The organism is Vulcanococcus limneticus LL (assembly GCF_943369875.1).
Lineage (GTDB): Bacteria > Cyanobacteriota > Cyanobacteriia > PCC-6307 > Cyanobiaceae > Vulcanococcus > Vulcanococcus limneticus_A.
The window spans coordinates 284,088-309,930 of the sequence record NZ_CALROT020000001.1 but is presented as its reverse complement, the minus strand read 5'-3'; the positions used below and the strand labels follow the sequence as shown (position 1 = coordinate 309,930).

Genomic DNA, 25,843 nt, shown 5'->3' with positions numbered 1-25,843 from the left:
CCTGCCGCAGCGCAGCGGCAGCCTGCCGGACCCACCGGAGCACCCCTGCAGCAGCGCTGTTCTCGAGGCCCTGGCCCCTGCGGCCGGGGCCTTCTTGCTAGGACCGTCGTCGAGAGCCGAGCCCCCCGGGTCCAGCCCCGCGCTGCACCCGCCGAGCTCCACCCCCAAACCCCACTGCCCGTCAGCCCCTTGGTCGCTTCAGCCACCAGCGCCGGACCCGGCACCACCAGCCCCGATCCCGGCGCTCCCCCGCGCTTCGATGCCGCCTGGCGGCCGCGGCTGGAGAGCCTGCTGGCCAGCGGCAGCGCCGCCGGCGCCGACCTGGTGGAGCTGTTCCTGGAGCGCACCGACCACCTCGGCGTGCTGGCCGAGCAGGACACGATCACCAGCGTCAGCCCCGCCTTCGGCATGGGGGCCGGCATCCGCGTGTTCCGCGGCGAGCGCGACGGCTTCGTGAGCACCAACGACCTCAGCGACGCCGGCCTGCGGCGGGCCCTGGAGCAGGCCCTGGGCATGCTCGGTCTGCAGCTGCCCAGCCTGGCCGGAACGGCGCTGGCGGGCGGCTTCGAGGGCCTGGCCGACCTGCGGGACTTCGCCGCTGCCAAGGAAGACTGGCTGCGCCGCTGCCCCGAACTGCGCGAGGCCACCGGCAGGCTGCTGGAGGGCACCGGCCTGCTGGAGCGCCACGGCTCCCACCTGCAGGTGCGCCGCGGCAGCTACGCCCGCGACTGGCAGGAGGTGCTGGTGGCCGCCAGCGACGGCACCTTCGGCCGCGACATCCGCCTGCACCAGTCAGTGGGGCTGAACGTGCTGGCGGCCGATGGCGAGCACCGCTCCAGCGTGGGGCGCCGCTACGGCACCTCCGGCCGCCCCGACGACCTGCGCGAGTGGAACGCCGACGGCTCCGCCCAGGAGGTGTGCGAGAGCGCCGGCACCATGCTCTACGCCGACTACGTGGAGGCCGGCCAGCTGCCGGTGGTGCTGGCCAACCGCTTCGGCGGCGTGATCTTCCACGAGGCCTGCGGCCACCTGCTGGAAACCACCCAGGTGGAGCGGGGCACCACCCCGTTCGCCGGCAAGGTGGGCGAGGCCATCGCCCACGAGGCCGTCACCGCCATCGACGAGGGGCTCAGTGACGGCGCCTTCGGCTCCCTGTCCATGGACGACGAGGGCATGGAGCCCCAGCGCACGGTGCTGATCGAGAACGGCGTGCTGCAGCGCTTCCTCTCCGACCGGGCCGGCGAGCGGCGCACGGGCCATGCCCGCACCGGCAGCGGCCGCCGCCAGGGGCACACCTTCGCGGCCGCCAGCCGCATGCGCAACACCTACATCGCCGCCGGTCCCCACACGCCGGAAGAGCTGATCGCCTCGGTGGACCGGGGCCTCTACTGCAAGGCCATGGGCGGCGGCAGCGTCGGCCCCACCGGCCAGTTCAACTTCGCCGTGGAGGAGGGCTACCTGATCGAGAACGGCCAGCTCACCAAGCCCGTGAAGGGCGCCACCCTGATCGGCGAGGCCAAGGAGGTGATGCCGCGCATCTCCATGTGCGCCAACGACCTCGAGCTCGCCGCCGGCTTCTGCGGCTCGGTGAGCGGCAGCATCTTCGTGACCGTGGGCCAGCCCCACATCAAGGTCGATTCGATCACCGTGGGAGGCCGCTGAGCATGACGTCGACCGTGACCGCAACCCCTGGCGTGGGCCAGGGCCTCGATGCCCAGGCCCTGCGCACCAGCCTGGAGCGCCTGGCCGCCAGCGCCGGCATCCGCCAGTGGGACCTCGGCGCCGCCTGCAGCACCGACACCTCGGTGCAGGTGGACCGGGGCGAGGCCAAGCAGATGAAGGGCGCCCAGCGCAGCTCCATCACCATCCGCGTCTGGAACGACGACGGCCTGGTGGGCGTGACCAGCACCTCGGACCTGTCGGAGGCCGGCCTGGAGAAGGCCCTCGCTGGCGCCCGGGACGCCAGCGCCTTCGGCAACGCCGACGACACGCCGCAGTTCTCGCCGCTGGCGACGGCGCCGCTGCAGGAACTGCACCAGCCCCTGCAGGACCCCCAGGGCATCCTGCGGCTGCTGGACACCCTCAAGGGCGCCGAGGCCGACCTGCTGGGGCGCCACAGCGCCATCGCCACGGTGCCCTACAACGGCCTGGCCGAGCGCAGCAGCGAGCGGCTCTACCTCAACAGCGCCGGCGCCAGCCGCCAGCAGCGGCTCAGCACCGCCAGCGTCTACCTCTATGCCCGGGCCGAGGAGACGGGCCGCAAACCCCGCAGCGCCGGCGCCGTGCGCCTGGCCTACGGCGCCGCCGACCTCGACATCGCCGGCTGCATCGACGAGGCCGCCCAGCGCACCATCAGCCACCTCGACTACGCCCCGATCACCACGGGCCGCTACACCTGCGTGTTCAGCCCCGAGGCCTTCCTCGATCTGATCGGCGCCTTCAGCAGCCTGTTCAATGCCCGCGCCGTGCTGGACGGGGTGAGCCTGAGCAACCGCGAGTCGATCGGCCAGCCCCTGGCCGTGCCGTTCCTCTCGATCCACGACAACGGCCTGCACCCGGGCAACATCGGCGCCTCCGCCTTCGACGGCGAGGGCACCCCCACCCGCCGCCTCGCCCTGGTGGAGGGCGGCGTGCTGCAGAACTTCCTGCACTCCGAGGCCACGGCCCGGGCCTTCGGCGTGGCCCCCACCGGCCACGCGGGCCTGGGGGCCAAGGTGTCGGTGGGTCCCGACTGGTTCGAGATCGGCCCCACCCCCGGCAGCGGCGGCGGCCAACAGGGCCTCGATCGCTTCCGCGCCCCTGAGCCGATCGTGTGGATCGACTCCCTCTCGGCGCTGCATGCCGGCGTCAAGGCCAGCCAGGGCTCCTTCTCGCTGCCCTTCGACGGCTGGCTGGTGCAGGGCGGCGAAGCCCGCTCGATCGAGGCGGCCACCGTGGCCGGCGACATCCGCACCCTGCTCAACGCCATCGTCGGCTTCGAGGGGGAGGCCAAGGTCACCCCCGACGGCCTCTGCCCCCACGTGTGGGTCGAGGGCCTGTCGGTGACCGGCGACGCCTGAGGATGCGGGTGCTGTTCTGGGGCACGCCGGCCTACGCCGTGCCCAGCCTGGAGGCCCTGGCGGCCGCCGGCCATGAGCTGGTGGGGGTGGTGAGCCAGCCCGACCGGCGCCGGGGCCGCGGCAAGGAGCTGCTGCCCTCGCCGGTGAAGGCGCGGGCCCTGGAGCTGGGGCTGCCGGTGATCACGCCGCAGCGGATCCGCCGCGAGCCGGAGCTCCAGGCCCAGCTGGCCGCCCTGGGGGCGGACATCTCCGTGGTGGTCGCCTTCGGCCAGATCCTGCCGCCGGAGGTGCTGGCCCAGCCCGCCTTCGGCTGCTGGAACGGCCATGGCTCGCTGCTGCCCCGCTGGCGCGGCGCCGGCCCGATCCAGTGGAGCCTGATCGAGGGCGACGCCGAAACGGGCGTGGGCATCATGGCGATGGAGGAGGGTCTGGACACGGGCCCCGTGCTGCTGGAGCGGGCGATCCCGATCGGCCTGCTGGAGAACGCCCAGCAGCTGGGGGCCCGGCTGGCCCAGCTCACCGGCGAGCTGCTGGTGGAGGCCCTGCCCCGGATCGAAGCGGCCGGCCCGGGGCCGGAGGCCGAGCGGCTGGCGCGGCTGGGGGTGCGGCCCCAGCCGGAGCAGGGCCTCACCTATGCCCGCCTGCTGGCAAAAGCCGATTTCACCATCGACTGGAGCGCCTCCGGCCTGGCGGTGCACCGCCGGGTGATGGGCCTCTACCCCGGCGCCCACACCAGCTGGCAGGGCCAGCGCCTCAAGCTGCTGGCCACCGAGCCGCTGGTGCGGCGCCTGGCGGACCAGCTCAGCCCGGAGGCCGCCGCCCTGGCAGAGCGCTGGGGCCTGCCGGCGGGGACGCCGCTGGAAACGCACGCAGAAGCCAGTGGTGGCGGCAGCCCGGCCGCTGGCGAAGACGCCGCGCCCACGGCCCCGGCCCCCGGCACGGTGCTGGCGGTGGCGGAGGGCACCGGGCTGGTGGTGGCCACGGGCGGCTGCCCGGTGCTGATCCGCGAGGCCCAGCTGGAGGGCCGCCGGGCCAGCGCCGGCCAGGCCCTGCTCCAGCAGCTCGGGGCCCAGCCGGGCGATCGCCTGGGCGACCTCGAGGCCGGCTGAGGCGGTGCTGAACCCCGCCCGGATCCGCGTGCTCGCCGTGGGCAAGCTGCGCAAGCGCTGGGTAAGCGACGGCCTGGCCCTCTACCTCAAGCGCCTGCCGGGCCTGCAGATCGTGGAACTCAAGGACTCCACACCGGCCCGGGAAGCGGAGGCGGTGCTGGCGGCCCTGCGGCCCGACGAACAGCTGATCGGCCTGAGCGAGGAGGGCGACCTGCTGGGCTCGGTGCCGCTGGCGCGGCGACTGGAGGGGCTGGGCTCGGAGCGGCTGGCCTTCGTGATCGGTGGCGCCGACGGCCTGGATCCTGCCCTCAAGGCCCGGGCCCGCTGGCTGCTGAGCCTCTCGCCGATGACCTTTCCCCACGAGCTGGCGCGGCTGCTGCTGGTGGAGCAGCTCTACCGCGCCCAGACGATCCAGCAGGGCGGCCCGTACCACAAGGCCTGAGGCCTGCACCCAGCGGCCTGAACCCTGGGGCCTGAGCTCAGCCAGCCCAGGGCCCGAGCTGGCAGCGCAGGATCGCCAGGGCCTCATCGGGCAGGCCCAGAAACCGATCCAGCCAGGCCGCGCCGCTGGGCTGCACCGTGGCCACCCCCACCAGCAGCGCCTGACCCTCCGCATCGAGGGGCTGGCCCTCGGCCCGGTGGCGCCGGCTGACCACAGGGCCCGTGCCGAGCTGGGCGTCGATCAGCAGGTCGGGGGCCTGCACCAGCGCGCCGATCCGGAAGCGGAAGCGGGCCCGGAAGCGCAGCTCCAGCTGGCCACTGGCGGGATCGAGCTGGCCCTCCAGCTGCTCCGGCGCGATGGCGATCGCCAGGCCCGGCGGCAGCGGCAGGCCCAGCCAGCGGGTGGTGCGGCCATCGAGGTCGGGGATCCGCAGGCCCGCCGGCTCAAAGCACAGGGCCTGGGGGTCTCGGCCCGTCGCCGCCGCCAGCCGGCCCAGGCCGCCACCGCCGCGGGCGTCGTAGCGGAAGCGGGGATAGGCGCCGATGGCCAGGCCGCAGCCGGCGAGGGTGCTGAGCTGCAGCTGGGTCATGGGCGGGCGCGCGGGGGCGGACGGCGGCGGGGCCGCGAGTCTGGCGCTGCTTAGGCTGCTGCACGCCGATCGCCCTGCCCCTCCATGCGTCCCGTGCCGCTGAAGCTCGGCCCCGGCAGCGACCTGCACCGCAGCCTGGTGCAGCTGGGGCGGGCGCAGAACGCGCCGGGCTTCGTGCTCGGGGTGGTGGGCAACCTGTCGCAGGTGGCCTTCCAGTGCCCGGGGCCCGGCGGCCCCACCGTGCTGCAGGGCGACTTCGAGATCATCAGCCTGCAGGGCACCGTGGGGCCCGAGGGGGTGCACCTGCACCTGAGCTTCTCCGATGGCGACTGCCAGGTGTGGGGCGGCCACCTTGAGCCCGGCAGCCTGGTGCTCAAGGGCGCGGACCTGCTGGTGGGGGTGCTGGCGGAGCCGGCGCCGGCGGAGCAACCCGCACCGGCAGCGGGCCAATCCGCCCCGGCCACCGGCCAGCCGCGGGTGGCGATCGCCGTGCGGCCGGGCTGTCCCTATTCGGCGCGGGCCCTGCGCATGCTGCGCACCCTCGGCATCCCCCATGCGCTGGTGGAGCCCCGGGCCGAGGGATCGGTGCCCCAGGTGTTCATCGACGGCGTCTTCATCGGCGGCTACGACGCCCTGGCCGAACGCCACGGCCGCGGCGAGCTGACGGGCCTGCGCTGAGCGCCCGCCCACGCGCCCACGATCCATCAGTACAGATGAACTAGCCTGGTGAGTGCGTTGCTGCGGGCCCGATGGGCGCTGTCCTGCCGCCAGACCAGCTGCCGCCAGACCGACTGCCACAAGACCGGCTGCCGCCGGGACCGCTCCCGCCAGGCCTGTGCCCACCGGAGCGACTTCCACCGGGCCTGTTGCCGGCGCGCACGCCGCCGCCCCTTCCGCTGCGGCTGCCCCTGGCCGGTGAGAGCGTGGCCGCCGGCTTCCCCAGCCCCGCCGACGACTACATCGAGGTCGGCATCGACCTCAACGAGCAGCTGATCCGCCATCCCAGCAGCACCTTCTTCCTGCGGGTGAGCGGCGACTCGATGACCGGCGCCGGCATCCACCACGGCGACCTGCTGGTGGTGGACCGCAGCCTCGATCCCCGCCCCGGCCGGGTGGTGGTGGCCGTGCTGGACGGGGCCTTCACCCTCAAGCGCCTGGTGCGCTGCCAGGGCCGGCTGCGGCTGGAGGCCGCCCATCCCGCCTATCCACCCCTGGAGCTGGAGCAGTGCGGCGAGGTGCTGATCTGGGGCGTGGCCGTGCACGTGATCCACGCCCTCTGAGCCCCCGGCCCGCCAGCGCCGGCCGCTGCGCCATTCGGAGCATCTCCCTACCTTGGAGGGGTAGGGCCGCCACAGGTGGAACGCCAGCATGACCAATCCGATCGCCCTGACCCTCAACGCGATCCCGGGCTCGAGCTCCCAGGTGGTGCACACCGGCGAGGAGGAGCTGAGCCGCCTGCTGAACGATCGGCTCTCCCAGCTGCACGACCAGCTGCTGGAGATGGTGCCCTCCATTGATCGCATCGCCTGCGTGCTTTACGACGACGACAGCGATCGGCTCAAGACCTTCGTGAACAGCACCCGCAGCGGCGAGGCGATCAAGGGCTACGAATTCCCCCTGAAGGAGAGCGCCTCCCTCAGCGCCATCGCCAGCAGCGGCCGGCCGCGGGTGATCGACGACATCCAGGCCGCGGTGAAACCCAACAGCCTCCACTCCAACTGGCTGCTGGAGCAGGGCTACCGCTCCTCCCTCACGGTGCCGCTCACCGACCAGGGGCAGTTCATCGGCTTCGTGTTCTACGACTCCTGCCAGCTGGCGGCCTTCACGCCGATCGTGCAGCGCAACCTGGAGCTGTTCACCCGGCTGATCAACATGACGATCTCGAACGAGCTCAATGCCGTTCGCTCGATCATGGCCTCAGCCCAGGTGGCGCGCGACTTCGCCCACCTTCGCGACTTCGAGACGGGCGGCCACCTCGACCGGATGGCCCACACCTCCCGCCTGATCGCCCGCGACCTGGCGCCCTCCCACGGCCTCAGCGATGAGTTCATCGAGCACGTGTTCCTGTTCGCGCCGCTGCACGACATCGGCAAGATCGGCATCCCCGATCGGATCCTGCTCAAGCCGGGCCGGCTGGATCCCGAGGAGCGCCAGATCATGGAAAGCCACGTGACCCTGGGCCTGGAGATCATCGACAAGATCCTGGGGGAGTTCGCCCTGCAGGACCTGCCCGATTCCCACGTGCTGCGGGCCATCGTGGGCGGCCACCACGAACAGCTCGACGGCTCCGGCTACCCCCGGGGCCTGCGGGGCGAGCAGATCCCCCTGGAGGCGCGCATCGTGGCCGTGGCCGACGTGTTTGATGCCCTCACCAGCCGGAGGCCCTACAAGCCGGCCTGGTCGGTGGCGGAGGCCTGCACCGAGCTCAACCGGCTGGTGGCCGCCGGCAAGCTCGACGGCGACTGCGTGGCCGCGATCGAGCGCCATGCCGAGGAGGTGGCCGCCATCGGCGACCGCCACCAGGATGCCCTGACCGACTGAGGCGAGACCGGACCCGCGCCAGTGCCCGCAGGATGCCGATGCACTTCGCTCCACCCACCAGCCGCATCTGGCGCCGCCTCACCGGCGCCGGGCTCAGCTCGGGCCTCGGCCTCGCCCTGGGGCTGGGGCTGATCGGCGGCCTGGCCTGCTGGCAGGGGTTCCGCCAGAACCGGGAGCGCAGCGACCGGCGCGAGGCGGAGGCCTGGCTGCGGCGCCAGGCCTCCGGCCTCCAGCCCCGCTTCATCGCCGCCCAGGTGATCTCCGAATCGCTGGCGGCCTCGATCGTGCTCAACCCCCGGCTCACGATCGACGGCTTCTACCGCTTCGCCGAACAGGCACTGAACCAGCAGCGCGACGTGCTGGCCCTGCAGCTCTCGCCCGGCGGCAGCATCGCGGCCCAGTACCCCTACCAGGGCGGGCCCCAGATCGGTCTGAACCTGCTCACCAGCCCCACCAATCGCCGCACGAGCCAGCTGGCTTTGCAGCGCCGCACCAGCGTGTCCCAGGGGCCGTTTCCCCTGGTGCAGGGGGGCCAGGGCCTGGTGATCCGCACCCCGATCTTCCTGGCGGGCAGCCAGCGCTTCTGGGGGTTCTCGGGGATCCTGCTCGACTGGGAGGCCCTCACCGCCGACCTGGGGGAGAACGCCCGCGCCGGCGGCTTCGACAGCCAGCTGCGGGTGGTCGACTCCAGCGGCAGGGTGCAGGAGAGCCCGGGCTTCGCGGCCCTGGCCCGGTCGGGGGCGGGCAGCCGCCTCAGCCTGCCCCTGCCGGGGGGACAGCTGACCATCGCCGCCACCCGGGCACGCCCGGCCCTGGAGCGCTGGGGGGAGGAGGCACTCGTGGGCCTGCTGGGGCTGGTGGTCACGGGCGGCGGCACCCTGGCCCTGCTCAACGGCAACCGCTCGCGGTTTCGGGCCCTGCGGGATGCCCGCCGCCTGCGCCACGCCACCGTGAAGGCGATGGCCATCGTGGCCAGCACCCACCACGACGAGACCGGCGCCCATCTGGAGCGCTGCGCCCGCTACGCTGAGGTAATCGGTCGCCAGCTGCAGGCGGAGGGTCTGCCGATCAGCGACGCCGATCTGGACGCCCTCACCATGGCCGTTCCCCTGCACGACATCGGCAAGGTGGGCATCCCGGACGCGATCCTCAAGAAACCCGACAGGCTGACGGCCGAGGAGCAGGCCACGATGCAGCTGCATCCCCAGATCGGGTTCAATATCCTCGATCTCCTCAGCCAGGACATCGACATTCACGACAGGCGGGTGTTCGAGATGGCCAAGGATCTGGCCCTCTCCCACCACGAAAACTGGGATGGCAGCGGCTATCCCCAGGGCCTGAGCGGCGAGAGCATTCCGCTGGTGGCCCGGATCATGGCCATCCTCGACGTCTACGACGGCCTGGCCTCCAAGCGCTGCTACAAGGAGGCGCTGCCCCATGGCGAGGTGGTCGACACCGTCGTGGCCCTGGCGGGCACCAAGTTCGATCCCTCCCTGGTGGAGGAATTCCTCAAGGTGAGTGAGCAGTTCCGGCAGATCTTCGAGGCCACGCCCGACAGCCAGAGCTCCGGGCCCCAGGGGCAGCGGACCCCGGTGGCGGCGATCCCGCAGGGACCAGCGTCTTGAGCGCGACCCTCCCATCAATCGGCCCGCGGCTGCGGAGCCGCTGGCGCCGCCGGCAGCCGCAGGACAGCCTCGCCCGGGACCGCTGGTGGCTCTCGGTGCAGCTGAGCGTGATCCTCACCCTGGGCTTCGGTGCGGTGGCCCTGTTCACCTATGCCAACGCCCTCACGGCAGCCCGCCGCCAGGTGGTGGAATCCACCCTGCCCCTCACCCTGGACGCCCTCTCCGCCGACCTCCAGCACGACTTCGTGGAGCCAATCCTGTTCGCCTCCGGCATGGCGGCCAACACCCTGCTGATCGACTGGGTGAACCAGGGCGAGCAGCCCGAGGCCGCCGTGCGGCGCCACCTGAGCCGGGTGCAGGCCGAGCACGGGGCCACCACCACCTTCTTCGTGTCCGACGCCTCGCGGCGCTACTACCACCCCACCGGCGTCCTCAAGACGGTGTCACCGGGCAGCGCCCAGGACGCCTGGTTCTTCCGGCTGCGCGCCAGCTCCTCCCCCTACGAGGTGAATCTCGATCGCGACACCGCCGATCCGAGCCGCACCACGGTGTTCGTGAATTACAAGCTGCTGGGGGATGACGGCCGTTTCCTGGGAGCCGTGGGCCTCGGACGCTCCACCAGCCAGCTGACCCGGCGGATTCAGCAGGCCGAGCGCACCAACGGGATTCAGGTGATGTTCCTGGACGATCGGGGCCGCATCCTGTTGAGCCCCCGACGCGGGCCTGCCCCGCCGCCGCCGCTGCTCCAGCGGGCCATCGGCCAGCAGCGCCTGCGCGACGGCCTCCGCGACCAAGCCACGAATGCCTTCCAGTTCCGGCAGGGCGGGGAGATGATCTATGTGCGCACCAAGCGCATTCCCGAACTGAACTGGACCCTGGTGGTGAGCCAGCCCGTTCGCGTGCCCTCGGGGCCCCTGTGGTCGTCGCTGCTGCAGATCAGCGTGACGGCGCTGCTCACCCTGATCCTGGCCCTGCTGCTGGTGTTCCGGCTCACCGACGGCCATCACCACAAGCTGGCCTGGCTGGCCCACACCGATCCCCTCACCGGCCTCTGGAACCGGCGCCAGCTGGATGAGCTGGTGCGCAGCGAGCTCGATCGCGCCGACCGCTACGGCGACGAGCTCTCCCTGGTGCTGTTCGACATCGACCACTTCAAAGCGATCAACGACCGCTTCGGCCATGCGGCGGGGGATCGGGTGCTGGTGGAGCTGGCCGGGCGGGTGCGGGCCCAGCTGCGCGAGAGCGATGGCCTGGGCCGCTGGGGCGGCGAGGAGTTCCTGGTGCTGATGCCCCACAGCACTGACAAGGAAGCGCACCAGCTGGCAGAGAAACTGCGGGGGCTGGTGGCCGGGACCCCCATCGAGGGCGTGGGCACGGTGACGGCCAGCTTCGGGGTGGTGCAGCGGCGGCCGCTGGAGTCGGCGGAATCCTGGTTCCGACGGGTGGATGATGAGCTTTACCGCGCCAAGCAGGCCGGGCGCAATCGGGTGATGGTGGGCTGAGAGCGGTGGGCAACGCAGCACGAGCCCCGCAGGCCGCCGGCAGCGGCAGCGGCAGCCAACCCGAGGCAAAACAGCCAGTACAGATCTACTATCCAGGAATTCCGGTGGCGGCGCGTCCGAGCCTTGGCAAACCCTCCTGGACGCGATCGGGCCGCTGGCACGGGCCCAGGCCGGGCCCCGGAGGCCACCGTGCTGATCGACGCCAACAACTTCTATGCCTCCTGCGAGCAGGCCCTCGATCCGGCCCTGATGGGCCGCCCCCTGGTGGTGCTGTCCAACAACGACGGCTGCGTGGTGGCCCGCAGCGCCGAGGCCCGCGCCCTGGGCCTGCCGATGGGCAAGCCCTACTTCCAGGTGCGGGCGCTGATCGAGCGCCACGGCGTGGTGGTGCGCAGCTCCAACTACGCCCTCTACGGCGACATGAGCGCCCGGCTGATGGCCAGCCTCGAGCCCTGGCTGGCCGAGCTGGAGATCTACTCGATCGATGAGGCCTTCGGGCGGCTGCCCCGCCCCGCCGGCGGCGATCTGGGGCCCTGGGCCCGGGCGCTGCGGGCCCGCCTGCTGCAGGAGCTGGGGCTGCCGGTGGCCATCGGCATCGCCCCCACCAAGGTGCTCGCCAAGCTCGCCAATCGGCTGGCCAAGGGCGATCCCAGCCACGGCGGCGTGTTCGACCTGGGGGCCGCAGACGACCCGGACCCGTGGCTGGAGGCCGTGCCGATCGAGGAGGTGTGGGGCATCGGCCGCCGGCTGGCCCGCTGGTGCCGCCTGCGGGGCGTGGCCGATGCCCGGGCCCTGCGCGACATGGCCAGCGGCGAGCTGAAGGCGAAGGCGGGGGTGGTGGGCCTGCGGCTGCAGCAGGAACTGCGCGGCCGGGCCTGCCTGCCGCTCGTGGCGGCCCCGAGCCCCAAGCGCGAGACCTGCGTGAGCCGCAGCTTCGGCCAGCCGATCAGCGAGCTGGAGCCCCTGCGCCAGGCCGTGGCCAGCTACGTGGTGCGGGCCGCCGAGAAGCTGCGCTGCCAGCGCCAGCAAGCCGGCCACCTGACGGTGTTCGCCCGCACCAGTCCGTTCAGCGGCGATTTCTACGCCAAGGCCGCCAGCCTCAGCCTGCCGCTGGCCAGCAACGACACCGCCGTGCTGCTGGCGGCGGCCCTGCCGCTGGTGGAGCGGATCTTCCGCCCCCAGCGCCGCTTCCAGAAGGCGGGCGTGCTGCTGCAGGAGCTCCAGCCCGACGACCAGCTGCAGCACCACCTGCTGGCGCCGCTGCCACCGGAGCAGCAGCGGCGCCGCGAGGCGCTGATGGCCACGGTCGATGGTCTCAACCGCCGCTACGGCAGCGGCACCGTGGGCTGGGCCGCCTGCGGTCTGCGGCCGGCCTGGGCCATGCGCCGCGACCGGCTGTCGCGGGCGGCCACCACCCGCCTCAGCGACATCCCCACGGTCTGGGCGCGCTAGGCCGAGGGGGCAGCGGACGCCGCTGCGGCGGCCGGGGCGGCGGCGTGGGGGTCGAGGGCGGCCAGGGCGGCGTCGTAGTCGTAGCCGGTGGCGGCCCGCAGGGCCCGCTGCAGCGGCGGGGCCCAGGTGGTGCCGGCCAGCTGGTCGGCCAGCTCCGTCAGGGCGTCGTTGGCGCTGCCGTCGCTGTCGCGCAGCAGGGCGCGGATCGCCTCCAAGCGGGGCTCCAGATCGGCGGGCAGACTGTCTGCCCCGGGCGCCGTGGTCGCCGCCCCAGGCGCATCGGCCCCCGTTCCTGTTGCTGCGGCGGCGGCCGCCTCGGGCAGCAGGCGCTCGAGGCCATCGAGCACGGGCGCCAGGGCGGCCACCACGGCGGCGAGCTCCGCCGCGAACTGGCCGTCGCCCTGGGGCGCGGGGCCGGCCGAACGGCAGGCCAGCTCCAGCTGGGCGGCGGCCTGCTGCACCGCGGCGGCGCCGATCGTGCCGGCGGTGCCCTTGAGGGTGTGGGCCAGGCGCATCGGGGTGTCGGGGTCCTCGCCGTGGCGGGCCGCCTGGAGGGCCGCCGCAAAGTCGGCAGCGAAGTGGGCAGCGGCGGTGCGGAACTTCAGCAGCAGCTTGCGGTAGAGGGCCGGGTTGTGGTTGGTGCCGGCCAGGCCGACGCGCGTGTCGATGCCCGGCAGCTCCGGCAGCTCGCCGCTGGCGGACGGCCGGGGCGTGGCCTGGGGCAGCACCGGCACCTCGGCGGGGGCCGCCGTCGCCGACGCCTCCAGCGGCCGGGGCCGGATCCAGCGGGCGATGGTGGCGAACATCGCCGCCACGTCGAGGGGCTTGGCGATGTGATCCACCATGCCGGCCTCCAGCACCTTCTCCCGGTCGCCGGCCATGGCGTTGGCCGTCATGGCGATCACCGGCAGGTCCGCCAGGGCGGGATTGGCGCGGAGGGCACGGGTGGCGGTGTAGCCATCCATCACCGGCATCTGGCAGTCCATCAGCACCGCGTCGAAGCGGGCATCGCGGCCCAGGATGTCGAGGGCCTCCTGGCCGTGCTGGGCCAGCACCACCTCCATCCCCGCGTTGCGCAACAGCTCCAGGGCCAGCTCCTGGTTCATCTCGTTGTCCTCCACCAGCAGCAGGCGGGCGCCGCGCAGCTGGGCCGTGAGTTCCACCACCGGATCCACGCGCGGCGTGGCGCGGCGTTCCAGCAGGGTGCCGCGGTCGAGGGCCTCGCCGATCGCCTCCAGCAGCGAGGAGGGGGTGGTGGGCTTGGTGAGCACGGAGCTGAACACCGCACCGCGCTGGCTGGCCAGCTCGATGGCGTCATCGCGGCCGAAGGCAGTGATCAGGATGATCTTGGGGATGCGGCTGAGGCTGGCCTGCTCGATCGCGAAGGCCGCGTCGATGCCATCGCGCACCGGCATCTTCCAGTCCATCAGCACCAGATCAAAGGGCTGGCCGTTCGCTTCGGCCTCCACCACCTGCCTGGCGGCCTGTTCCCCATCGATGGCCAGCTCCACCGCGAGCCCGAAGCCACTGCACATCGCCGAGAGGATCTCGCGGGCGGCGGCGTTGTCGTCCGCCACCAGCACCCGCAGGCCCTGCAGTTCCTGGGCGCTGAACATGCGCCGGGGCTGGGGATTCTGCTGCAGGGCGAAGCGGGCGTGGAAGTGGAAGGTGGAGCCCTGGCCCGGCGTGCTCGCCACCCAGATGCGGCCGTGCATCTGCTCCACCAGGTTCTTGGAGATCGCCAGGCCCAGGCCCGTGCCGCCGTACTTGCGCGTGGTGGAGGAATCGGCCTGGCTGAACGACTGGAACAGCCGCGAGCACTGCTCCTCACTCATGCCGATGCCGGAATCCTTCACCCAGAAGTGCAGCTCCACCTCGTCCGGGGCCTGGCCATCGGCCGCCGGCAGCGCAGCCTCGGCCGGCTGGCGCACCACCTCCACGCCCACGATGATCTCGCCGCGGTCGGTGAACTTCACGGCGTTGTTGCCCAGGTTGATCAGCACCTGGCCCAGGCGCAGCGGATCGCCACGCAGGGCGCTGGGCACATCCGTCGCCTCGTCGAACAGCAGCTCGATGCCCTTGTCGGCGGCCTTCATGCCCACCAGGCTGGCCAGGTGGTCGAGCACGTCTTCCAGGCGGAAGTCGATCACCTCCATGGCCAGCTTGCCGGCCTCGATCTTGGAGAAGTCGAGGATGTCGTTGATGATCCCGAGCAGATTCTCGGCCGCCCGCTGCACCTTCACCACGTAGTTGCGCTGCTTGCTGTTGAGCTCGGTCTGCAGGGCCAGGTGGGTCATGCCGATGATCGCGTTCATCGGCGTGCGGATTTCATGGCTCATGTTGGCCAGGAAGTCGCTCTTGGCCCTGGTGGCCTCCTCCGCCAGCGCCATCGCCTGGCGCAGCTCCCGCTCGGCCTGCTTGCGCTCGGTGATGTCGCGGATCGTCGTCATCAGCACCGGCTTGCCGGCCAGGGTGATCGGCACCAGGGTGATCTCGCAGGGGAAGAGGGTGCCGTCGCAGCGGCGGTGGATCCACTCGAAGCGATTGGTCAGGTGCTGCTCCAGGGTGGCGGCGATGATCTCCGGAGCCAGTTCGCTGGTGAGCCGGCCGTTCTCCTGAACCTCGGGGGAGAGCTCAGCGGGGCCGGTCTTGAGCAGCTCCTCGATCGAGGCGAAACCGAACAGTTCCACGGCCCGGCCGTTGGCGTGCAACCAGCCGCCGCGCGCGGGATCCAGCACCAGCAGCCCGTCGTTGGAGCTGTTGAAGTAGGCATTCACCTTCTCCTCGGCGGCCTTGCGCTCGGCGATGTCCTCGAGGATCCACACCGCCGTCACCTGGTCCCCCTCGATCTTCAGGGCCCGGGCCGACACCGCGGCCTGGAACGGGGAGCCGTCCTTGCGGCGATACACCCACTCGGTGGAGGCGATGCCCCCCTGCATCAGGGGGGGGTACATCACGGCCCGGAAGGCGGCATGGTCCTCCGCACTGTTGTGCAGGATCAGGGTCGGCTGGCCGATCAGCTCCTCGGGCTCATAGCCCAGGTATTCGGCGATGCGCTGGTTGGCGCGGATCAGGGTGCCGGCGGCGGAGTAGAGGATGCCGTTGGGAGCGCTCTGGAAGATCGCCTCCTGCTGGTTCATCAGCTCCTGGATCGCCTGCTCCTGGGCGCGGCGCTGGCTGATGTCGCGCAGGGCCACGCAGAGGCTGCCACCCTGGGGGCCGAGATCCGGCAGGCGTGAGAGGCCGATCTCGAAGGGGAATGAGCTGCCATCGGGGCGCACCCCGATCAGTTCGCTGGTGAGCACCGGCTCCGGCGACGGCTGCGGGCGATCGGCCCGGGGGCGGAGCCCGGTCTGATCGAGCAGGGCCTGCAGCTCGGGCCGCTGGCGGTCGGCCACCAGCTGCAGCAGCGACTGCTCCTGCAGGCCACCGGCGGCGGCGCCGAACATCGCCTCGGCCTGGGGGTTGGCCAGGGTCACCCGCCCGTGGGCATCGCTCACGAGCATGCCGTCGGGGGCCGACTCGATGATGCTGCGGTACCAGGCCTCGGTGGCCCGCAGGGCCTGCTGCTGCTGCTCCAGCGCCTCGGCCTGCTCCTTGAGGGTGCCGGCCTGGCGTTCCATCGCCTCGGCCTGCTTCTGGGAGCGCTCCAGCAGGCGGGCGGTGCGGGAGCTGCGCTCGATGATCTCCAGGTTCATGGCCAGGATGGGCAGCACCTCGGCCAGCAGCGCCTGCTCCTGCTCCCCCAGGGGCCGGAAGGCGGCCAGCTCCACCACCGCCAGCAGGCGCTCCTTGCGCAGCAGCGGATACACCGCCAGCACCTTGGGCACCGCCTCCCCCAGGCTGGAGCCGATGCGCACGTAGTCGGCGGGGGGATCGCTGAGCAGGATCGGCTGGCGCTCCAGGGCGCACTGGCCCACCAGACCCTCGCCCAGCTGCAGGTGCTGGCGCAGCTGCTTGCGCTCCCGCAGGGCGTAGCCGTGCAGCAGGCGCAGCAGCTGCTGCTCCTCCTCATAGATGTAGAAGGCGCCGTGGCCCACGCCGAGCAGGGGCGCCACGGCGGTGAAGAAGGCCCGGGCCAGCTCCACGAAGCTGGTGGAGCCCTGCAGCTGGGCGGCGATGCTGGCCTGCTGGGCCTTGAGCCAGCGCTGGCCCTCCACCTGCAGGGCGGCGCTGCGCAGCACGTCGATGGAGCGGCTGAGGGCGCCGATCTCGTTGGGATCGTCGCGGCTGGGCAGCTCCAGCTCCAGCTCCCCGGCGGCCAGCCGTTCCACCGCCGCCTGCAGGCGCCCCTGGGGGCGGCTGATCGAGCGGGCGACCACCACGGTGGCCAGGGCGCCGAGGCCGAGGCCGCCGGCCATCAGGCCCAGGATCAGCCGGTAGGAGCTGGCCTGGAGCCGGGTGGAGTTGGCGGAGGCCTCCTGGGCCCCCTGCTGGTTGATCTGGAGGATGCGCCGGAACGTGGAATCCAGCTGGTCAACGGTCGTGTCGAAGGCATCACTGGCCAGGAAGTCCACCGCCTTGAGGTTGCGGCCGGGGGTCTGAAGCTCCACCAGCGCCAGGGCCTGGCGCACCGACTGCAGGTAGCGGTTGACGAGCTGCTCGGCTTCGCGCAGGGCCGCGATCTGCTGCGGGAGGGTGGTGTGGGTCTGGGCCTCCTGCAGCTGCTGGGTCAGCTGGCGCTGCTCCCTGTCGAGGGTCAGCAGCCGCTGGCGGCGCAGCTCCGGCCGCGGATCGAGCACGATCTGGCGCAGCTCCCGGCCCACGGAGGCCCGCAGCTGGTTGGCCTCGCTGATGTGGCCCAGGGCCCCCACGTACTCCTGGTAGATGCGCTGGCTGTCGCGGTTGAGCCGATCGATGCGGCGCAGGCTCACCAGCCCCAGGGCCAGCGGCACGGTGAGCACCAGTCCGAACCCCACCAGCAGCTTGGTCTTGAGCGGGCGGCGCTCCAGGGAGCGCAGGAAGGCGGGATCGGAACTCATGACGACGCGGCCGTGGAGGCGGGAGTGGCGGTGGCGGTGGCAGGAGCCGTTGAGGTAGCGGTGGCAGTGGGAGTGGCGGTGGCGGGCTGGGGCTGCGGCGGCAGCAGCGTGGCCGGCGGCAGGGCCTCCAGGGCCAGGGCCAGCAGCGGCAGCAGATCCGTGAGCAGGTGCTGCTGGTGGGGGGCCAGCGGTTGCAGGGCGGCCAGCTCGATCACCGCCAGCAGCTGCTCCGAGCTGGCCACGGGAAGCACCAGCACCACGGCGGCCGGAGCGGCCCCGGTGCCGCTCACGATCTCCAGGTAGCGGGCCGGTGGGTTGTCCAGCTGGATGGGCTGGCCCTGGCACGCCACCTCCCCCACCAGCCCCTCACCGAACCGGATCAGCACCGGCACCGCCGCCGGGTCGGCCAGGGCATAGGAGCCCACCAGATGCAGCTGCTCGGCGCCGGGATCCCGCACGTAGAAGGTGGCCGAGGCGATGCCCAGCAGGGGGGCCATCTCCCCGAGGAAGCAGCGGGCCAGGGCGGCCGGATCATGGAGCCGCTGCAGGGCCGCCGTGATGCGCACCTGCTGGGCCTTGGCCCACTGGTCGCGGCCCATCTGGTCGGCCATGGCCTGGTAGGCCTCCAGGGAGACGGCCAGCTCGCGGATTTCCGTGGCGGCATGGCCCAGATCGAGGGGAGCGGGCTGCCCTCCCGCCAGCAGGGCCTGCACCCGCTGGTTGAGCCGCAGCAGCGGCCAGGCCAGGAAGCGCGGGTACACCAGCACCAGCACACCCACCACCAGCAGCAGGTTGAGCAGGGCCAGGGCCAGGCAGAGGCGCCACCACGCCTGGGCCAGTCGGCGCTCCTCGGCCAGCTCGGTGTTGAGGCGCGTCTCCAGCATGTGCCGCAGCAGCCGGGTGGGCTCCAGCACGTCCTGCAGGGCGCGCTGGTAGGCCGGGCCGAACACCAGCTGGATCGCCCGGGCCCGATCCCCCTCCTCCGCCGCCGTGATCGCCTGGGCACCCACGCCGATCATGGAGTCGGAGCGGGCCTTGGCCTCGGCGATCAGACCGCTCTCATCGTCGGTGAGATCAAGGTCGAGCAGGGCCTGGGTGGCCTGTTCGCGGCTGCGGGTCACCTCCACCTCCTGCCAGTAGGCCCGGGAGAACTGGGAGTCGCGGGTGGCCGTGAAGGCCTGCACGCTGCTGCTGATCTGGGTGGCACCGGCCAGGAAGCGGGCCAGCTCATCGCTGGCCTGGCGCTGGCGCTGGTAGGCCTTGGCCTCCCGCAGCCGCTCATGGTCAAAGCGCTGGAAGGCAAACCCGCCGGCGATGGCGAAGGCCAGATACAGCACCGTGAACAGCGCGTTGGCGGCCCTGATCCGCATGGCGGAGCTCCCTCCTAGGGCTGGGGGTCTCCCGTCATCATGGTGATCTGCTCCGCTTTGTGCTGCAGGTCGGCGTCGCTGTCCGAAAAGCGCACCGCGATCGCCCGCAACTGCTCGTGGATGGCCAGAAACGCGTCCACGATGTCGGGGTCGAAGTGGTTGCCACGGCCCTGGCGAATGATGTCCAGCGCCTGGGCGTGGTCCATCGGCTCCTTGTAGACCCGCCGGCTGATCAGGGCGTCGTAGACATCGGCCAGGGCCATCAGCCGGGCCGAGAGGGGAATGGCATCGCCGGCCAGGCCCTCGGGGTAGCCGCTGCCGTCCCACTTCTCCTGGTGGCCGTAGGCGATCTCCTTGGCGTATTTCAGGAATCCCACCTCCAGCCCGAGCTGACGCTCGGCCGTGGCGATCGCATCGCGACCCAGGGTGGTGTGGGTCTTCATGATCGCGAACTCCTCCGGGGTGAGGCGGCCCGGCTTGAGCAGGATGCGGTCGGGGATGCCCACCTTGCCGATGTCGTGCAGGGGCGCCGAGCGGAACAGCAGATCGATGGTGCGGTCGTCGAGGGCATCGCGGAAGCGGGGGTGATCGCGCAGGTGCTGCGCCAGCGCCTTCACGTAGTGCTGGGTGCGGCGGATGTGGTTGCCGGTGTCGGTGTCGCGGGTTTCGGCCAGGCCCGCCATCGCCTGGATGGTCACGTCCTGGATGGCGGCGAGTTCCTGGCCGCGGCGCTGCACCTCGGCCTCGAGGTAGCTGTTCTGATCGCGCAGGAAGTCGGCGGCCGCCTTGAGCTGCAGCTGGGTGGCCACCCGCGCCAGCACGATCGGTGGATTGACGGGTTTGGTGATGAAATCCACGGCCCCCATTTCCAGGCCCTTGGTCTCATCCTCCGTGGCCGTCATGGCCGTGAGGAAGATGATCGGAATCGCGCGGGTGGCCGGGTCCTGCTTGAGCTGCGCACACACGTCGTAGCCGGAGAGACCCGGCATCATGATGTCGAGCAGGATCAGATCGGGGGGATCATCGGAGCGGGCGATCTGCAGGGCCTTCTCGCCGTTGATCGCCACCTTGACCCGGTAGCGATCCTGCAGCAACCCAGACATCAGATCGAGGTTTTCCGGTGTGTCGTCAACCGCGAGAACCGTCGGGCGATTGCCGGCGGCCAGTCCCTGCGTCACGGAATGTCCCACAGCGTTGAGCCAACCAAACCATAGGAAGGTGAGCGCGGATGTCAGCCTTTGTCAGCGGTTGTCAGCAGCGATCACCGCCCACCGATGGCGCCCGGGCGGCCGCGGGGAGGCCCCGGCCCTCAGGCGCTGAGGGCGTCCAGGCCGTCGGCCGCAGCGGCGGCCCCCGCGGCCACCGGACGGCTCACCTCCTCGTAGCTGGTGCGCCGCTGCGCATCGAGGTGGGTGATGTGCTTGCGCTCGTTGTAATAGAGCTCCTGGAACTTGAGGGCATCGCCATTGAGTTCGACGAACATCGCCTCGATGCGCGTCTCCATGTCGAGCCCCGCGTGCACAAGAGCGCCACTGCCCCCAGCGCCAGCCTCCGTGGCCCCGTCGGCGGCGGCGGGCTCCTGCAGCAACCGGGCGATGCAGCGCTCCAGGGTCTCCAGGTTCTGGGCCCGCCAGGCATCGAGCAGGTGGCGGCAGCGCTTGAGGCTGCGCTGGCGCTCCAGCGAGGCCGTGGCGCCACGCAGCTGCAGCAGCGGCTGGGCCAGGGCCAGGCGCTGCACCTCATTGGGCTCCAGCAGCGGCGTCAGCCGGTTGAGCAGCTCGCTCTGCTCCACCACCAGCTGCTCGCCCAGCAGCCGCGGCAGGTCCAGATCCCCCAGCTCGTGGCCCGGATCCAGGCCCCGGTTCACCGCCTCCAGCCGGCCCGCCCCCAGGTTGCCCTCCTCGAGGGAGCCGATGGCGGCCCACAGGCGCCGGTGGTGGGAGAGGGCAAAGTCGTCGAGCTCGCGGCGCCGCAGCTCGGCGCGGATGGCGCCGCGGTGGCTGGGGCAGTGTAGGTAGAGCCGCAGCAGCTCCGCCTCGGCCCGCTCCCGGAGCCCCGCCTCGCCGGGCTGCTCCCACTTCTGGGAGCGGCCATGCCAGCGCTGGCCCTTCACCTGCTGGCGCAGGTCGTCCTCCAGCTGGATCGCCAGCCGGGCCTGGCCGCCGGACAGGCGCTCGGCCACCTGCTGCAGGTAGCGGGAGCGCACGGCGCTCTGGGGCAGCTTGCCCAGCAGCGCCACCAGGGCGCTCACCGCCTGCTGGAAGTCGTCGGAGCGGGCCAGGTCGCGGCCCTCCAGCACCTGCTCGATCTGCCAGTCGAGCCAGAGGGGCGCCTGATCCAGCAGCGAGCGGTAGTCGCCGGCGCCGTGCTCCTTCAGGAACTCATCCGGGTCCTTGCCGGCGGGCAGGTGCAGCACCCGCAGCTCCAGCTGGCCCTGCAGCGCCAGCTGCTCCACCTCGCCGATGGCCCGCTGGGCGGCGCGCACGCCGGCGCCGTCCGTGTCGAAGTTGAGGATCAGGCGCTTGCTGTCGCAGCAGCGGCAGAGCTGGGTGATCTGCTGGCTGCTGAGGGCCGTGCCCAGGGCCGCCACCGCATTGGTGATGCCGGCGGCGTGCAGGGCGATCACGTCGAAGTAGCCCTCCACCACCACGGCCCGGTCGTCCTTGCGGATGGCCGAGCTGGCCTTGTCGAGGCCGAACAGGTGCTTGCCCTTCTCAAACACCTCCGTTTCCGGGGAGTTGAGGTATTTCGGCTCACCGCCATCGAGGCTGCGGCCGCCGAAGCCGATGATCCGGCCCTGGCGGTCGGCGATCGGCACCATCACCCGGTGGCGGAAGCGGTCGTAGACGCCATCCCCACCCTTGCGGGGCACCACCAGGCCGGCGGCCTCCAGCAGCTCCGGCGCCAGGCCCTCCACCTGCTGCAGGTGGGAGAGCAGGCCATCCCAGCGCTCGGGGGCATAGCCCAGGCCGAAGCCCTCGATCGTGGCCTCGCTCAGGCCGCGGTTCTGCTTGAGGTAGGCCAGGGCGCCGGCCCCCTCGGGGCTGCGCAGCTGGGCGCGGAACCAGCCGGCCGCCAGGGCCAGGGCCTTCATCAGCTTCTCGCGGCGCGAGAGCTGCTGGCGCAGCCGCTCCTGCTGGGGGCCCTCGAGGGTCTCGATCGGCAGCTGATACTTGCGCGCCAGCTCCAGCACCACGTCGCTGAAGCTGTTGCGCTGCAGTTCCATCAGGAACTTGATGGCGTTGCCACCGGCCCCGCAGGAGAAGCAGTAATAGAACTGCTTGGCCGGCGACACCGTCATCGACGGCGACTTGTCGTCGTGGAAGGGGCAGATCCCCACGAACTCGCGCCCCTTCTTCTTGAGCACCACGTGCTCGCCCACCACGTCAACGATGTCGGCCCGCTCCTTGACGGCCTCGATCGTGCGGGGGTGCAGGCGGGGCAGGCTCAAGGAGGCGGCAGCGGCGGGGGCTCCCTGATTCTGACGGGGACGGGCGGCGGTGCCCCCACGGGAGGCACTGTCAGCATGCGGGCACTGAAGTGCAGCGGGCCGTCGTGGACAGGGACGTGTGGGGCGGCCACCTGAGGGGCCAGGGGGCGCCGGCACCGCGGTGGCGGCGCGAGCCAGGGCAGCGCTGGCCCAGGGCCCTGCTGGCAGGCCTGCTGGGCGTGCTGCTGAGTGTGCTGGGACCCTGGACTGGCGTTCAGGCCAGCAGCCTGGGGTTGGGCTGGTTCCAGCCGGCGCCCACGCCCACCGCTGGGCCGCGGGCGCAGCTGATCCCGATCAGCGAGCAGCCCTTCTACCCGGAGTTGCTGGCCACGGCGGCCCGCTGGAGCGATGCGCCCCTGAGCGAGGTGGTGGGCGAGAGCCCCCGCCAGACCCTGCTGAATTTCTACGCCGTGATGGCCCGGGTGACGCGTGAGCTCGACGCGGTCACCGGCGACCCCGGACGCGATCCCGGCTGGTTCTGGAGCCCGGCGGCCCGCCGGCGCATCGCGGCGGCCGAGGAGCTGTTCGCGCTGGCGGTCGAGGCCCTCGATGCCAGCGGGTTCCCGGACAGCATCCGCGACGACATGGCCGATGAGGCGGCGATCCAGCTCAAGCAGGTGCTGGATTACGTCTTCACCCACAGCAGCACACCGATCACGATTCCCGATTCGGCAGAGCTCAAGGCGATCAACAGCCAACGCAACAAGAGCAGCGAAACCTGGACACTCCCCAATACGTCGATCACCCTCAGCAGCGAGGTGGAGGGCAAGGAAGGCAACGTCACCTTCCTGTTCTCGGCCGGAACGGTGACGGAGATCGGCCGCATGTTCCAGGAGATCCGCCAGAAGCCGGTGGTGGAGCAGCCATTTGCAACACCGGATTTCTACACCGGCTTCATTTACACCCCGGGCTATCTGGCACCACCCAAGTGGTACCTGAGGCTGCCCCAAGGGGTGCGCAACCTGGCCGAGGTGTCGGTGGATGGCCAGACGCTCTTCCAGATCGCCGCCACTGCCCTCACACTGCTGCTGTACATCTGGCTGCTGCTGACGGTGTTCCGCCAGCTGCTGCACACCTATCGCTACTGGCAGAACACCGACAGGACAGCCAATCGCCCCTGGCATCAGGACAACGTGGCCTGGTTCCGGGTGCTGCTCACGCTGCCGGTGCTGCCACTGACGCGCCTGAGCGACCTGTTCATCGATGACTATGTGAACTTCACCGGCGCCCCACTGGTGGCAGTGACCTATCTGTTCTTCATCTGTTATTTCATTGCCGCCAGCTTCTTCTTCTACTATCTGTTCGAGGCCCTGGGACGCACGCTCTCGGAATGGCTGGTGCGGCTGCGGGGCGGCGGCTCGGAGCTTCAGCTGCGGCGGGTGAGCAACCTGGTGATGCCGGTGTGCCGGGTGCTCGGCGCGCTGGTGGGCCTCGTGCTCATCTACCGGCTGCTGATCGCGCTGGGGCTGCCCTCCACCACGGTGCTGGCGTTCTCGGCGGTGCCGGGCCTGGCCATCGGTCTGGGGGCGTCCAAGCTGCTGGGCAACCTGTTCGCCGGCCTCTCGATCCAGACCGACCGGCCCCTGCGGGTGGGGGAGTTCTGCCGGATCGGCGACAACCTGGGCTTCGTGACCAAGATCGGGCTGCGCTCGCTGGAGCTGCAGACCCTCGAGAGCCGGGTGACGATCCCCAACGGGATCGCCGACGAGGAGACGATCGTGAATTACTCCCGCCGCAGCCCCAATTCAGGCGCGGCGCCGATGCAATCCCTCGATGTGCGCCTCACCCTGGAGGAGGGACTGTCCCCGGAGCAGGTGAACGACCTGCTGCAGCTCGTACGCCAGCACGTGGGCGGGACGTCGGATCTGCATGAGCCCCTGGTGAGCATCGAGCAGACCGATGCCGACGAGCTCACCCTGATCTGCTTCGCCATGGTGACCCTGAACGACTGGCCTGCCTATCTGGCGGTGCGGGAGGCGCTGCTGCTGCGCCTACAGGAACTAGTGGAACAGGTGCGACTCTCCACCCGGCACATCGGCGTGAGCTACGACAGCACGGCCGATCAGCTGCGGCGGCTGCCCGAGCTGATCGCCGCGGTGGTGGGGCGGGATCCAGCGCTGGAGCTGCAGTGCTGCCGGCTGATGGGCATCGCCGACTTCAGCTACGACATCGTGTTCCGCCTGCACTCCCGCCATCCCAGCCTGGCCCTGTTCAAGGACGCGATCGACCGGCTCAACCAGGCGCTGCTCGCCTGCTTCGCCGCCGAGGGAATCACGATTCCCTACCCCACCGCGGTGGAGATCCAGCGCCAGGAATGACGGTGCACCGATCCAGCAGCGGCGCCGACGGCGAGCGTCCCCTCACCCCGGTGCTGGCCATGCTGGCCAGCGCCCTGGCCTTCAGCCTGATGGGGGTGTGCGTCAAGCAGGTGGGGGGGCGCATCCCCGCCGCCGAGGTGGTGCTGGCCCGGGCGATCGTGAGCGTGGGCCTCAGCTGGTGGCTGCTGCAGCACGCCGGCGTGAATCCCTGGGGGCAGCGGCGCGGGCTGCTGATCCTGCGGGGCGCCATCGGCACCGTGGCCCTGCTCTGCGTCTACGCCGCCCTGGCCCTGCTGCCGCTGGCCTCCGCCACGGTGCTGCAATACCTCTACCCCACGATCACGGCCCTGCTGGCCTGGCTGATGCTGGGGGAACCTATCGGCCGGCGGGTGCTGCTGGCGATGCTGCTGGGCTGGATCGGCGTGCTGCTGGTGGCCCAGCCGGCGGGCCTGCTGCAGGGGGCCACGGCCCTGCCGCCGCTGGCGGTGCTGATCGCCATCGGCGGAGCGCTGTTCACCGCCCTGGCCTACGTGAGCGTGCGCTCCCTGGGCAGCAGCGAACACCCGCTGGTGATCGTGTTCTATTTCCCGCTGGTGGCCCTGCCGATGACCCTGCCGCTGGTGGCCCTCGATCCGGTGCTGCCCACCCCCATGGAGCTGCTGTGGCTGGTGGGGGTGGGGGTCTTCACCCAGCTGGGGCAGGTGGCGCTCACCCGCGGGCTCACGGCCCTGCCGGCGGCCCAGGCCACGGCCATCAGCTACGTGCAGGTGGTCTTCGCCGGACTGTGGGGCTGGCTGGTCTTCGGCGAGGGCCTCGACGGCTGGACGGTGGCCGGGGCGGCGCTGGTGCTGGCCGCCACCCTGGTCAGCCTGCGGCCTCGCCCCGCAGCGGCAGCGGGTCAGTGATCCAGTCCTGGCGGCTGCCGTCGCCACTGCCCGTGGGGCGGGCCAGGCGCCAGCTCTGGCCCCGTTCGCCCCGCTGCAGGTAGAGCTCGAACGGGCTGTCGACCCGGATCGGATCGCCCGGCAGGCGCCAGTCGAAGCGGCCGCTCAGGTGCAGCCCCGGTGTGTCGCCGATGGTCAGCGGCTCCTGGGCCTCCACCCGCACCCGGCTGACGCTGGGGCCGCCGCCGGCCTCCAGGCTGAGGGCCGAGGCGATGTCCCGCTGGGTGAGCTCGATCTGCAGCGCCAGGGCCGAGAGCAGCACCCCGTGGGGCGGCTGGCCGATGCCGCTGCTGCAGCCGCCCAGCCCCAGGCCCAGCACGGCCGCCAGCAGCAGGGCCCAGAGCCCCGCCAGCGGACGCCCGCGGAACTGGGATCGGGCGGACCGAGGACGGGGCGGACCGGGCAGCATGGGGCGCAGGC

18 protein-coding genes are annotated in these 25,843 nt (G+C 71.7%); 12 read left to right on the top strand and 6 right to left on the bottom strand.

What is annotated here, in order from left to right; all coding sequences use genetic code 11:
• Positions 1–189: 189 nt before the first annotated feature.
• The 4 genes from ACLV7J_RS01485 to ACLV7J_RS01470 are packed head-to-tail and all read left to right on the top strand — an operon-like array spanning position 190 to position 4,610.
• Entirely contained in the window at positions 190–1,662 is a 1,473-nt protein-coding gene (locus ACLV7J_RS01485) for a TldD/PmbA family protein (protein WP_411867351.1), read from the top strand.
• A 2-nt stretch (positions 1,663–1,664) separates the two neighbouring features.
• Positions 1,665–3,059, top strand: a complete 1,395-nt coding sequence (locus ACLV7J_RS01480; RefSeq protein ID WP_411867350.1) for a TldD/PmbA family protein — start codon at positions 1,665–1,667, stop codon at positions 3,057–3,059.
• Between the two features lie 2 nt (positions 3,060–3,061).
• On the top strand, positions 3,062–4,168 hold the full coding sequence (gene fmt, locus ACLV7J_RS01475; RefSeq protein ID WP_411867349.1) for a methionyl-tRNA formyltransferase: 1,107 nt from the start codon (positions 3,062–3,064) through the stop codon (positions 4,166–4,168).
• Positions 4,169–4,175: 7 nt separating this feature from the next.
• Positions 4,176–4,610 (top strand): 23S rRNA (pseudouridine(1915)-N(3))-methyltransferase RlmH, encoded by a 435-nt coding sequence (locus ACLV7J_RS01470; RefSeq protein WP_411867575.1) that lies wholly within the window; start codon positions 4,176–4,178, stop codon positions 4,608–4,610.
• 37 nt (positions 4,611–4,647) lie between these two features.
• Here ACLV7J_RS01470 and ACLV7J_RS01465 read toward each other — a convergent pair whose 3' ends face one another.
• Positions 4,648–5,199 carry a hypothetical protein gene (locus ACLV7J_RS01465; RefSeq protein WP_411867348.1) on the bottom strand — a complete coding sequence of 184 codons (552 nt, stop codon included), beginning with the start codon at positions 5,197–5,199 and terminating at the stop codon, positions 4,648–4,650.
• A gap of 84 nt (positions 5,200–5,283) precedes the next feature.
• On the opposite strand from ACLV7J_RS01465, the gene ACLV7J_RS01460 reads away from it, so the two are divergent.
• The 6 genes from ACLV7J_RS01460 to ACLV7J_RS01435 all read left to right on the top strand — a co-directional run bounded on the left by ACLV7J_RS01460 (position 5,284) and on the right by ACLV7J_RS01435 (position 12,319).
• Positions 5,284–5,877: a PCC domain-containing protein gene (locus tag ACLV7J_RS01460; protein WP_411867347.1), complete on the top strand. Its 594-nt coding sequence runs from the start codon at positions 5,284–5,286 to the stop codon at positions 5,875–5,877.
• A gap of 185 nt (positions 5,878–6,062) precedes the next feature.
• Positions 6,063–6,479, top strand: coding sequence for a LexA family protein (locus ACLV7J_RS01455; protein ID WP_411867574.1), 417 nt, complete (start codon positions 6,063–6,065; stop codon positions 6,477–6,479).
• 88 nt (positions 6,480–6,567) lie between these two features.
• The gene (locus tag ACLV7J_RS01450) at positions 6,568–7,740 is read left to right on the top strand and encodes an HD domain-containing phosphohydrolase (RefSeq protein WP_411867346.1); all 1,173 of its coding nucleotides are present in this window, start codon (positions 6,568–6,570) and stop codon (positions 7,738–7,740) included.
• A 38-nt stretch (positions 7,741–7,778) separates the two neighbouring features.
• Positions 7,779–9,365 carry an HD domain-containing phosphohydrolase gene (locus ACLV7J_RS01445; RefSeq protein WP_411867345.1) on the top strand — a complete coding sequence of 529 codons (1,587 nt, stop codon included), beginning with the start codon at positions 7,779–7,781 and terminating at the stop codon, positions 9,363–9,365.
• Positions 9,362–10,867 (top strand): diguanylate cyclase, encoded by a 1,506-nt coding sequence (locus ACLV7J_RS01440; protein ID WP_411867344.1) that lies wholly within the window; start codon positions 9,362–9,364, stop codon positions 10,865–10,867. Before ACLV7J_RS01445 ends, ACLV7J_RS01440 begins: the two co-directional genes overlap by 4 nt.
• Positions 10,868–10,990: 123 nt before the next feature.
• A complete protein-coding gene (locus ACLV7J_RS01435) occupies positions 10,991–12,319 on the top strand; it encodes a Y-family DNA polymerase (protein WP_411867343.1) in 1,329 nt (442 codons plus the stop codon).
• Here ACLV7J_RS01435 and ACLV7J_RS01430 read toward each other — a convergent pair.
• The 4 genes from ACLV7J_RS01430 to dnaG all read right to left on the bottom strand — a co-directional run bounded on the left by ACLV7J_RS01430 (position 12,316) and on the right by dnaG (position 22,122).
• A complete protein-coding gene (locus ACLV7J_RS01430) occupies positions 12,316–17,301 on the bottom strand; it encodes a PAS domain S-box protein (RefSeq protein ID WP_411867342.1) in 4,986 nt (1,661 codons plus the stop codon). The genes ACLV7J_RS01435 and ACLV7J_RS01430 overlap by 4 nt on opposite strands.
• Positions 17,298–18,671, bottom strand: a complete 1,374-nt coding sequence (locus tag ACLV7J_RS01425; RefSeq protein ID WP_411867341.1) for a GAF domain-containing protein — start codon at positions 18,669–18,671, stop codon at positions 17,298–17,300. The genes ACLV7J_RS01430 and ACLV7J_RS01425 overlap by 4 nt, the downstream gene beginning before the upstream one ends.
• Before the next feature lie 14 nt (positions 18,672–18,685).
• Positions 18,686–19,849, bottom strand: a complete 1,164-nt coding sequence (locus tag ACLV7J_RS01420; RefSeq protein WP_411867340.1) for a two-component system response regulator — start codon at positions 19,847–19,849, stop codon at positions 18,686–18,688.
• 131 nt (positions 19,850–19,980) lie between these two features.
• Positions 19,981–22,122 carry a DNA primase gene (gene dnaG, locus ACLV7J_RS01415; protein ID WP_411867339.1) on the bottom strand — a complete coding sequence of 714 codons (2,142 nt, stop codon included), beginning with the start codon at positions 22,120–22,122 and terminating at the stop codon, positions 19,981–19,983.
• Between the two features lie 104 nt (positions 22,123–22,226).
• On the opposite strand from dnaG, the gene ACLV7J_RS01410 reads away from it, so the two are divergent.
• Together ACLV7J_RS01410 and ACLV7J_RS01405 are read left to right on the top strand one after the other, a co-directional pair.
• Positions 22,227–24,479 (top strand): mechanosensitive ion channel family protein, encoded by a 2,253-nt coding sequence (locus ACLV7J_RS01410; RefSeq protein WP_411867338.1) that lies wholly within the window; start codon positions 22,227–22,229, stop codon positions 24,477–24,479.
• Positions 24,476–25,384: a DMT family transporter gene (locus ACLV7J_RS01405; protein WP_411867337.1), complete on the top strand. Its 909-nt coding sequence runs from the start codon at positions 24,476–24,478 to the stop codon at positions 25,382–25,384. Before ACLV7J_RS01410 ends, ACLV7J_RS01405 begins: the two co-directional genes overlap by 4 nt.
• Here ACLV7J_RS01405 and ACLV7J_RS01400 read toward each other — a convergent pair.
• Positions 25,344–25,832, bottom strand: a complete 489-nt coding sequence (locus ACLV7J_RS01400; RefSeq protein ID WP_411867336.1) for a hypothetical protein — start codon at positions 25,830–25,832, stop codon at positions 25,344–25,346. The genes ACLV7J_RS01405 and ACLV7J_RS01400 overlap by 41 nt on opposite strands.
• Between the last annotated feature and the right edge of the window lie 11 nt (positions 25,833–25,843).

What these genes read in the sequence shown, in the direction of transcription:
- ACLV7J_RS01425 (WP_411867341.1), bottom strand. Translation starts at nt 18,671, where the DNA reads ATGCGGATCAGGGCCGCCAACGCGCTGTTCACGGTGCTGTATCTGGCC.
- ACLV7J_RS01400 (WP_411867336.1), bottom strand. Translation starts at nt 25,832, where the DNA reads ATGCTGCCCGGTCCGCCCCGTCCTCGGTCCGCCCGATCCCAGTTCCGC.
- ACLV7J_RS01445 (WP_411867345.1), top strand. Translation starts at nt 7,779, where the DNA reads ATGCACTTCGCTCCACCCACCAGCCGCATCTGGCGCCGCCTCACCGGC.
- ACLV7J_RS01465 (WP_411867348.1), bottom strand. Translation starts at nt 5,199, where the DNA reads ATGACCCAGCTGCAGCTCAGCACCCTCGCCGGCTGCGGCCTGGCCATC.
- fmt (WP_411867349.1), top strand. Translation starts at nt 3,062, where the DNA reads ATGCGGGTGCTGTTCTGGGGCACGCCGGCCTACGCCGTGCCCAGCCTG.
- ACLV7J_RS01450 (WP_411867346.1), top strand. Translation starts at nt 6,568, where the DNA reads ATGACCAATCCGATCGCCCTGACCCTCAACGCGATCCCGGGCTCGAGC.
- ACLV7J_RS01460 (WP_411867347.1), top strand. Translation starts at nt 5,284, where the DNA reads ATGCGTCCCGTGCCGCTGAAGCTCGGCCCCGGCAGCGACCTGCACCGC.
- ACLV7J_RS01480 (WP_411867350.1), top strand. Translation starts at nt 1,665, where the DNA reads ATGACGTCGACCGTGACCGCAACCCCTGGCGTGGGCCAGGGCCTCGAT.
- ACLV7J_RS01405 (WP_411867337.1), top strand. Translation starts at nt 24,476, where the DNA reads ATGACGGTGCACCGATCCAGCAGCGGCGCCGACGGCGAGCGTCCCCTC.
- ACLV7J_RS01430 (WP_411867342.1), bottom strand. Translation starts at nt 17,301, where the DNA reads ATGAGTTCCGATCCCGCCTTCCTGCGCTCCCTGGAGCGCCGCCCGCTC.